This is a genomic window from Corallococcus terminator (genome assembly GCF_003611635.1).
GTDB lineage: Bacteria > Myxococcota > Myxococcia > Myxococcales > Myxococcaceae > Corallococcus > Corallococcus terminator.
The window spans coordinates 1-9,438 of the sequence record NZ_RAVZ01000364.1 but is presented as its reverse complement, the minus strand read 5'-3'; the positions used below and the strand labels follow the sequence as shown (position 1 = coordinate 9,438).

Sequence of the window (9,438 nt, the reverse complement as noted above, 5' to 3'; positions counted from 1 at the left end):
CCCCCGTGGCCCCCCGCCGCGAGACATGACGAAGCGGCCACCGGAGGCGGGCGTGAAGCCCCGCTTCCGATGGCCGCCTGGGTCCAGCCCCGTCCTTCGCGGCTCAGGGCTTCGTCATGCTCGCTTCGCTCAACACCATGGACCAGTTGTTCATCAGGTCCACCTGCGAAGCGCCCTGGCCCTGGGACTTGTACGACAGGGACGTCTTCGTGTTCAGGTGACTGGTCATGTAGATGAGCCGCTTCACCGCGGGCTCCGGCTGCGAAGGATTGCCCTTGCCGTCCAGCAACGAGTCCCGGAAGCGAGCATTGAGGTAGGCCGGCGGAATGGTCTGGTAGTTCATCCGCACGCGGATGTTCTTCCACCCGCTCACCATGGCCAGCGGCACCTGGAAGGTGACGTGGTCCGTGCCCTGCGCCGGCGACGTGTTGAAGTCCTTGTCGCCAGAGACGCTCGTGTCGTTGGGTCCCAGCACGAAGCTGAACGGCTCCGTGAGGCGCGCCATCTGCTGGAGGTTCAGGCCGAGCAGCATCTCGTCCGGCTTGCGCTGCTCCGGTGAAATCCATCCGTCCGGCAGCAGGCGGTTGTCCTTCACCTCCTTGAACTGCTGGAGCTCCAGGCTGGTGAGACGGTTCATGTCATCCACCGCGCGCAGCTCGTAGATCTGCGCCTGGTCCTGCCGGGTGATGACCTGGTGGTTGGGCTGGAGCTTGGACGCATCGGTGGTGAACTCGCTCGCGAGCAGCGCGCTGTCATCCGACTTGCAGACGCCCGAACAGATGACGCCCAGCGCGTTGGGCTGGCCCGACGCCCACAGCACCTTGCCGTCCGCATCCGACACCTCGAACTGGAGGAAGGCCCGGCGGAAGCCCGCGCCGCTGGGGAACTTGTGGCCCACGTTGCTGGTGACGGTGACAGGCACGTTCAGCGTGCCGTTGTCCTCGCTGTATGAATCCACGGCGACGAGGACCGCGGGCTGCGTCGGGTCGAAGATGCCCTGCGAGTTGTTCACCGCCAGGTCCAGGATGGACTGCTCGGCGTTGAGCAGGTTCTTCGCGAAGGTGTAGTCACGCTTGCCGTCCGTGAGCGGCGCCACCGAACCGTCCGGGAACTTCAGCGCGAGGAACACGTCGTCCACGCTCAGCGCACGGCCCGGCTGGAAGGAGAGCCGTAGCGCGCTCGTCCCCGCGGGAATGCGGGTGGGCTCCGCTGCCTGCACGGGAATCCAGCGCTGATGGCTCGGCGGCATGTTGATGACACCGGCCGTGTTGGTCCAGGCCCCCTGCCCCGTCTTCTGCTGCAACGTGAGGGTTCCGCAGGGCAGGACGCCATCGCAGTACACCGTGGCGCCCCACTGGACGGTCGCCGCCCCCGCCGCCTTGTCGATGAGGGCCTGGTACGCGGACACGTCCACGGTCAGCGACGCGCCGCCGCTCAGTTGGAAGAACTGCGCGCCATGGCTGGGCTGGATGAGCTGCGGGGATGCCCCCTGCTGCTCCACCACCGTGACAGTCGCCCCGGTGTCCGGCACCCATCCGTCGGCCGTCAGGTCCGCCTTCGGACCGTCCTCCGCGCCCGGGTTGGTGACGAGGTTGGGCGTGCGCGCGAGGATCTCCGGGCTCTGGAGGTACGGCGGCACGCGCGAGTCCGGCTGCGCATAGAAGTCCAGGCCCAGCACGTCCGGGAACTGCTGGAACATCTCATGGACGAACAGGTTGATGCCCAGCAGCGTGTGGCGGTTGTACTGCCGGGGCGGCAGGGTCTGGTTGTCGCGGTAGAAGGCGGCGAGGGCCTCGTTCTGCTGCGCCACCTTCACGCTGCCGTCGAACGGCAGCGCGGGCTTGGTGATCTGCATGTGGCACGTCATGCAGGTGTCCGTGGACTGGGCGTAGCCGCTGTTGAGCCACTCGAAGTAGGTCGTCTGCTCGTACGCCAGCTCCACGCAGGGGTCGGTGAGGAAGTCGCCGGTGCTGCTGAAGGTCGTCTGGTTCTGCGCGCAGCTCACGGGGCGCGTGTAGACGCCCTGGGCCTCCGCCTCCGCGATGGGCATCGAGGGCCGGTAGTTCGTGGGCACCTTGGGCAGGATGACGACGTGGCACGAGCCGCACACCATGGAGTCGCGCAGGTAGCTGTGTCCGCCCACCGTGGCGGCCGTCTCCAGGCTGAGCCCCGCGGCGGCCATGGGCTGCTTGTTGAGGTGCGTGTCCGGGCCCACGATGGTGCCCGGCCGCAGGTTCATGGACGAGGTGAAGGGGAACGCCGGCGGCTGCACGGTCTCCGACCGCGTCTTGAGGCGGTCCGACACGTGGTCGCCGAAGATGGTGCCGCTCGTGGTGCCGTAGAAGGCCGTGTAGTCCGTGCCGTTCCAGGGCTGTCCGCTCGCGGGCGCCACGGAGTGACACGCGCTGCACGACACGCCGTCGCGCCCCAGCGCGCCCAGCACCGCCCCCTCCGGATCCGTTGGGGAGTTGGCCGGCGTCGCGTAGAGCAGGTCGTGCGTGAAGGCCCGGCCCTCGCCATCCGCCTGGCGCTGGGCCAGCGGGGAATGGCAGCGCAGACAGAGCGTGTCCACCTTGGCGGGCTGGTGGGGCGACAGCTTTCGCGTGGTCTCCACCTGCGCGAGGAAGATGGGGTCGCGGCCCGCCAGCGCCTTCACGGACGCGCTCCAGTCTCCGAACGGAGACCAGTTGGCCGCGAGCGGCAGGGGTGCGGTGGGATCCAGGAAGGACGGCGCCGTGTTGTCATCCCAGAGTTGGTCCACGCCCTTCATCCGCCAATAGGCCATCGTGGCCAGGGGCTTGTAGGTGGGCGGGGCGTCGGGGGGCAGCGTGAGGTCGTCGCTGGCCAGCCAGTCCGCGTCATGGCAGGACTGACACACCAGCGAGGAATTGAAGCGCTGGCTGCCCAGGTTCAAGCCATTGTGCGCGATGTCCAGGGTCCGGGCGGGCAGCGCGGCGAGGTCCCCCTTCGTCAGCGACGGGAAGGTGACGCCGCCCTGCTTCGCATAGAAGGCGAGGAACTGCTGGGCCCGGACGTCCCCCTCGTCCAGCGGCTGGGTCAGCGTGTTGCCGTGGGGAAAGACGGGATAGGGCGTCGACACGGTGCCCGGGGTGGGAACCGAGACGACGTTGACTGTATTCGCGTCCTCACGGCCAGGCTGGGAGTTGCCTCCCCGCTGTCCGACCAGGGCCACCGCCGCGGTCAAGGCGCTCACGCCTCCCAGCGCGAGCAGGAGATATCGCTGACGACTTGTCTTCATGGATCCATCCCGGTTGGGGTGAGCAAGAGGCGGCCGTCACGCGGCCAGGGCGTCGGAGGCCAAGGCCTCGCGCCGGTTGCGCCAGAAGGGGGCGTCGGGCCACCGCCGCTCCTCGCGGTAGTAGTGGTCCCGCGTCCGCAGGTGTTCCACGAAGCCCTGGCGCACCCGGGCGGCGTAGGCCCCCAGGGCCTCCGCGCGGCCCCGCAGGTGTTGATCCAGCGCTTCGGCTGCCAGCAGGGCGGAGTCGAGCGCCTTGGAGATGCCCTGGGATGACAGCGAATCAAAGGTGCACGCCGCGTCCCCCACCGCCAGCCAGTGTCCGGCATGGGGACGGTCCAGCAAACCCACGTTTGCGGGCACCGCCCGAAGCGGCTCCCCGGTGAAGTCACACACGTCCAGCCGCTCGCGGGTGGCGGTGGTGCGCTCCAGCAATGACAGCCAGGCCTCCGGGGTGCTGGGACGCACGCCGCGCAGGGACTCCCCATCCCCCATCAGAGCGACGACGACGCGGCCTCCGGGAAGCAGCGCGGAGTACCACCAGCCCTCCGGACGGGCCTCCACCAGCGCCTGCGTGCTGAACGCCGCGCCCTCCCGCAGGCGGAAGTCGCCGTACAGGGCGAAGCAGCGGTCCACCACCTGTCGCCGCGCGCCCTGGGACGTGGCGAAGTCCGCCTTCCAGCCCGTCGCGTCCACCACGAAGCGCGCGCACAGCGTGGAGAGACCTTCGGACGGATGCGACAGGTGCAGCCGGAAGCCCTCCGCGCCCAGCGACTCGCAGCCGGTCAGCGTGGTGCCAACCCTCACGGTGCCACCGCGCTCCGCGACCTGGGCGCGCAGGCTCGCGTCGAAGCGGGCGCGGTCCAGGTGCCAGGCCGAGCCTCCGGGCGACATCAACGTGTCGTGATGGCCCAGCGTGGCGGAGCCCCACGAGGACGCCGTGCCGCGCGAGGCCAGGTGTCCGTCGCGAAGGAAACCGCCCCACACCCCCAGCTTCGCCAGGGGCCGCCGGGCATCCGGAGGCAGCGTCTCACCGATGCGGGGCGCGTCGTGGGAAGCGCGCTCCACCAGCGTGACGGACCCCTGCGTCTGGGCCCTCAGCGCGAGCGCCACGCCCGCGCCCGCCGGACCTCCCCCGAGGACGGCGACGTCACAGTGCGCGTCGCTCACGACATGCCACCGTCCGGCAGCCGGCGCTCCACCTCGATGTAGAGCGGGGCCGGATCATCCGGGGTGGAGGAGCCCTGGTCCGCGGGCTGCGCGTCCTTCCGGGCGAGGATGAAGCCCAGTCCCTTCCACTTGAAGACCATCTCCTCGTCCGTGTCGAAGTTGATGTTGGACGGGCGCGTCCAGTAGCCCTGCTGCCACTCCCCGTTACGGTCCTGGTAGTTCACCTCGTAGGGCCGCTGCGAGGGCCACCACCACAGGGACGTGTTCTGCACGACCTGGTTGGAGCACTCGTTGAAGTCCGCCTGCCACGGCAGGGCCATGTATTTGGTGGCGTCCCCCGGCTCCAATCCCTGTCCATCATGGGGGTTGGTGTCCCATCGCAGGCCGCTGGCCCCTGTCGCGCGGGGCTTGAAGCGGAACGGCTCCATGAAGAAGTTCGGGTCGCGGGCAATCCAGGTCATCTCGATGCCCGGGCAGAAGGGCCCGCCCACGCAGTTCTCCAGCACGCCCCGGTCCAGCAACTGCCCCGGCGTGGGGGTGGCCGTGGACGGGGTGTTGTCGAAGAGGCCCTTGCTGAACTGGCTCAGGAAGAAGTACTGCGTCCGGGTGAGCGTGAGGAATTGGCGCGGGACGTCGTCCGTGAGGGGATTGTCCCCCGCCATCTGTGGCATGCGGCCTGGATAGTCATTGAAAGACAGCGGGTCGCGCACGGCCTTCATGAAGTTGGAACGGCTGGCTTCCGGCCGGGCAAGTGCGCCGTGCGCATCGATGCCCTGACCATTGATGCGCGCGACCCACCGGTAGTCGGCCGGGCGCTGGAGGATGGGCACGATGTCCGCCTGGAAGTTCGGCCTGTAGCTGTCGTTGAACGTGCCGCCCTTGCAGAACTCCGGTTCCAGGTCGCGCTGGGTGACGAAGGTGTCGCGCAGCGTGTCGTACAGCGTGATCATGTTGAGCAGTTGGGGCGCGTAGGCCGGAGGGGCCACCATCATCCACGCCGGGAACGCCACATCCACGCGCGTGCCCCCCTCCAGGATGACCGTCGCGGTGACGGGGCCGTCCGACGTGTCGTCCCACCAGAAGTTGTTGTTGGCGTAGGTGTCCAGGCGCGGCTGCATGTATGCCTTTTTCCGCATGTATTCGACGGTCTCGTCGATGTTCGGCGGCTGGTCTCCGTGCGACGCCATCTCCGCCTTCATGGCGGCCAGGAGCGCGTCCTCCGTCGGGTAGCACTGGTCCGCCACCTGCCGGAGCTGTTCGAGGCGCAAGACCTGATCGGCGGTGAGCGTCTTGTCGTCCTCCTGGAGGTTGTCAATCAACCCGTTGGACAGGTTCCACACCCCCGTCGTGCCAGAGCAGCCGTGGCCTCCCACCGTGTAGAGGTAGCCCTGGTCATCCGCGATGACGCTGCCCAGGGTGGTGATGTCATTGTTTTCGGGGAGGAGGTTCGCCGCCGCGGGGAAGGTGCAGGGATAGCCCTGGGCCTGGGGATCGCCCTTGGAGAACTCCGCGCGCAAGGGGAGGTTCTTGTTGCCCCGGCACGCCACGGTGCGAGGCCCCGGGTCGATGATGAGCGCGTTGCGCCCGGCGGCGTCCTTCGTTCTGGGATTGCGCAGCGGGTGCGCCTTCGAGTCAGCGGTATCGACAACGTTGTACACGCCATCCGCGCCCTGCTGCTGCTGGAACTCGAACCAGGCCGCCTTCTTGTTCGCGACGTGAACGGTCCATTCAATGTCCAGCACCCCGTCGACCCCGGGCTGGACGCGCTTTCCTGGCGCGTTGGGGTGGTCGGGGTCGAACGTGTGGATCTGGAACCGGGCCGCCTGCCGGCGGATGCCACCATGCAGGTCGCGGAAGCGGGTCACATCCCCACCGGTCCGCTCCTGCGGCAGCCCCTTCGCCGTCTCGGGCCCCAGGTAGTAGTCCTCGCTGTCCCCGACGCGGGCCACCCCGACCGCCGGGTGGATCTTGTAGTTCATGCCCATTGCAGCGCTCCTCCGGTGTTGGCGGGGAGTTCTGCAATTGACGGGCCTTCCAGGTGAAGACTGGACTTGAGGAAGTGCGCGGGTTTAGGGGGCGAGGCCTTCCGACCCTGACGTGTCAGGCCGGGGGGCTGACAGGTCAGGGGCCCGGGCCTGACGTGTCATTCCTTGGGGTCCGCCGCGTCCAAGGCATAGGCTTTCCCCGTGGCCTCAAGTCCCCCTTTGCTGGATGACATGCTCCTCTTCACGGAGGTGGTGACGACGGGCGGCATCACGGCCGCGGCGGAGCGCCTGGGCCTGCGCAAGTCGACGGTGAGCCGTCGGCTGGCCGCCATGGAGGAGCGCCTGGGCATCCGGCTGCTGGAGCGCAACACGCGGCGGCTGCGGCTCACCGAGGCGGGCCGTGAGTACCACGCGCACTGCGCGCGGCTCGTCTCCGAGGCCCGCGAGGTGAACGCGGCGCTGAGCGAATCGCGTGGGACACCCCAGGGGACGCTGCGCATCGCGACGCTGTCGCTGCTCGGCGAGCTGCTCACGCCCGTCATCGCCGAACTGCTGCTGCGCCAGCCCCGGCTGCGCGTGGAGGTGTCGCTCGCGCAGACGCACGTGGACCTCGTCGCGGAGGAGTACGACCTGGCGCTGCGCACCGGGCCGCTGCCGGACTCGTCGCTGGTGGCGCGCAGGCTCGGGCGGGTGCGCACGGGCTGCTACGCGAGCCCCGCCTATCTGAGCCGCCACGGCACGCCGCTGTCGCCCGAAGCGCTGGGCGCGCACGAATGTGTCCTCCTGGCCGAGCCCGGCACCGACGAGGTGTGGTTCTTCGGTGAGGGCCGGAGCGCACGCACGGTGCCGGTGACGGGCCGCCTGCGCGTACCCAGCGTGCGCGCGGGCCAGGCGGCGGCGCGCGCGGGGCTGGGCATCGTGCGACTGCCGGCCTCGCTCGTGGCGGACGACGTGCGCGCGGGACTGCTGGTCCCCGTGCTCGCGGCGGACACTCCCCCGGGCCTGCCCATCTTCGCCGTCTACCCGAGCAGCCGGCAGCTTCCGTTCAAGGTGCGCGCCTTCCTGGACCTGCTGTCCGAGCGCGGCGCGGCGCTGCCGTGGGAGGAAGGCTAGGGGCTCCTGGCGGAACAATGCGTTGCGACCGGGGCACTCGTCCCCTGCCCTGCCCGCGATTACATCCTGGCCGTGGATCCGAGGCGCGGCCTGCGTGAGCGCGCCCTTCACCGGAGGATGGAACATGGCTGCGAACGTCATCGAGCTGGGAGACGCGGAGTTCAAGCGCGAGGTGCTGGAGTCGTCCGAGCCGGTGCTGGTGGACTTCACGGCCACATGGTGTCCGCCGTGCCGGGTCCTCGCGCCGGTCATCGAAGCGCTGGCGACCGAGTACAAGGGCCGGATGAAGATGGCCAAGCTCAACGTCGATGACCACCCGGTGACGCCGGAGCAGTACGGCATCCGGGCCATGCCCACGCTGCTGTTCTTCAAGGACGGCAAGGTGGTGAAGCAGATCGTCGGCGCGGTCGCGAAGGCGAAGCTCGACGAGGCCGTGCGACAGGTCCTCTGAGGGCGCCGGGCAAGCGTCCTGTCATCGCCCCGGGCCGTACGTTCCGCGCTGAACACCTCGGGAAGGAGGGTCAGCGACCGAACGAGCGGGGCCTCAGCTTCCACGTACCCACTGCCTGGGAACCGGGCTAAAAACGCTCCCATGAAGTTCCTGGGCGCACTGGATGATGTATCACTCGGGCGGACGCAACGGTGCAATCGCCGCCTCACGGATCCCAACCGCCTGCAGGCAATCCGGGATACCGGCCTGATGGATACGCCTCGGGAGGAGGCCTTTGACCGCCTTGCACACCTGGCGGCCGAGCTCCTCCACGTCCCGTTGACGATCATCTCCCTGGTGGATGCCAACAAGCAGTTCTTCAAGGCGGACTTCGGCCTGCCGTCGCCCTTCAGCGAAACGCGGGAACTCCCGATTGACGCTTCGCTGTGTCGCTACACGCTCGAGGGCGAATCCATCATCTCCTCGAACGCCCTGGCCGACCCCTTCCTCAAGTTCCATCCCTCGACCGGACCGTGGGGCATCGTCGCCATCATCGTGCTGCCCTTGATCAACCCGGAAGGGCACGTGCTGGGGACCTTCTGCTGCATCGAGCCCAAGGTGCGCGAATGGACGGCGCAAGAGCTCAAGGTGATGCGGGAGCTGACGGCCTCCATCATGACGGAGATCAACCTCCGGAATCAGATCACGAAACTGAAGACCGAGCAGAACCTCCGGGACACGTTCGTCGCGGCGCTGACGCATGACCTCCGCACGCCCCTGACGGCGTCGAAGTTGAGCCTGCAACTGCTCGGCAGACGCCATCCGGACATGCCGAGCGTCCAGACGTCGGTGGCTCGGGTGAACCAGAGCCTGGACCGCGCGGAACGGATGATCCAGAACCTGCTGGACGCAAGCCAGATCCAGGCCGGGAAGCATGTGGCCCTGAAACTCAGCGAATGCGACCTCCACGCCATCACCGTCCAGACGCTGGAGGAGCTCACGGCGGTCTACACGGACCGCTTCGTCCTGAAGGCAGAAGGCACGTTCCAGTTGATGGCGGACCCCATCGGGCTGCGTCGCATCGTCGAGAACCTGGCCTCCAACGCGGCGAAGTACGGCGCGCCGGGCACCCCGATTGAAGTCGTGCTGGGCCGCAGCGGCGCGCAGGTGACGCTCCAGGTGAAGAATCAGGGCAACCCCATCCTCGGGGAGGACCTGAAGAACATCTTCGAACCGTTCCACCGCTCGAGGTCCGCGACAGAGAGCGCGGAGAAGGGATGGGGGCTCGGGCTGCCCCTGGTGAGGGGTTTCGCCGAGGCGCACGGCGGGCGGGCCTCCGTGACGAGTTCGGCCGAGGAGGGGACCTGTTTCACGATCACCCTGCCGCTCGATGCCAGGGCCCGGGCGCAGACGCGGTTGGAGCTTCTCACCTCGGACCGTGTCGCACCGGCGTCCGATGTCTCGGTGTCCACGCGCGAGTAGGC

The 9,438-nt window shown here is 68.5% G+C and carries 6 protein-coding genes; 3 read left to right on the top strand and 3 right to left on the bottom strand.

Annotation, left to right across the window (positions count from 1 at the left end; genetic code table 11):
* Window positions 1–103: 103 nt before the first annotated feature.
* Genes D7V88_RS34710 through D7V88_RS34700 form a run of 3 tightly spaced genes read right to left on the bottom strand, consistent with a single transcriptional unit; the run spans window position 104 to window position 6,405 of the window.
* Complete coding sequence (locus D7V88_RS34710; RefSeq protein WP_120544898.1) at window positions 104–3,259, bottom strand: hypothetical protein; 3,156 nt, start codon at window positions 3,257–3,259, stop codon at window positions 104–106.
* A 36-nt stretch (window positions 3,260–3,295) separates the two neighbouring features.
* Window positions 3,296–4,426, bottom strand: a complete 1,131-nt coding sequence (locus D7V88_RS34705; RefSeq protein ID WP_120544897.1) for a tryptophan 7-halogenase — start codon at window positions 4,424–4,426, stop codon at window positions 3,296–3,298.
* Complete coding sequence (locus tag D7V88_RS34700) at window positions 4,423–6,405, bottom strand: LodA/GoxA family CTQ-dependent oxidase (RefSeq protein WP_147448983.1); 1,983 nt, start codon at window positions 6,403–6,405, stop codon at window positions 4,423–4,425. The genes D7V88_RS34705 and D7V88_RS34700 overlap by 4 nt, the downstream gene beginning before the upstream one ends.
* A 237-nt stretch (window positions 6,406–6,642) precedes the next feature.
* On the opposite strand from D7V88_RS34700, the gene D7V88_RS34695 reads away from it, so the two are divergent.
* From D7V88_RS34695 to D7V88_RS34685, 3 genes are all read left to right on the top strand, one after another.
* Window positions 6,643–7,524, top strand: coding sequence for a LysR family transcriptional regulator (locus D7V88_RS34695; RefSeq protein ID WP_208726651.1), 882 nt, complete (start codon window positions 6,643–6,645; stop codon window positions 7,522–7,524).
* A 124-nt stretch (window positions 7,525–7,648) separates the two neighbouring features.
* Window positions 7,649–7,975, top strand: a complete 327-nt coding sequence (gene trxA, locus D7V88_RS34690; protein ID WP_120544894.1) for a thioredoxin — start codon at window positions 7,649–7,651, stop codon at window positions 7,973–7,975.
* Window positions 7,976–8,224: 249 nt separating this feature from the next.
* Window positions 8,225–9,436: a GAF domain-containing sensor histidine kinase gene (locus D7V88_RS34685; protein WP_244238552.1), complete on the top strand. Its 1,212-nt coding sequence runs from the start codon at window positions 8,225–8,227 to the stop codon at window positions 9,434–9,436.
* Window positions 9,437–9,438: the final 2 nt, after the last annotated feature.

Coding starts and splice junctions, on each gene's coding strand:
- D7V88_RS34710 (WP_120544898.1), bottom strand. CDS start 3,259: ATGAAGACAAGTCGTCAGCGATATCTCCTGCTCGCGCTGGGAGGCGTG.
- D7V88_RS34700 (WP_147448983.1), bottom strand. CDS start 6,405: ATGAACTACAAGATCCACCCGGCGGTCGGGGTGGCCCGCGTCGGGGAC.
- D7V88_RS34695 (WP_208726651.1), top strand. CDS start 6,643: ATGCTCCTCTTCACGGAGGTGGTGACGACGGGCGGCATCACGGCCGCG.
- trxA (WP_120544894.1), top strand. CDS start 7,649: ATGGCTGCGAACGTCATCGAGCTGGGAGACGCGGAGTTCAAGCGCGAG.
- D7V88_RS34685 (WP_244238552.1), top strand. CDS start 8,225: ATGGATACGCCTCGGGAGGAGGCCTTTGACCGCCTTGCACACCTGGCG.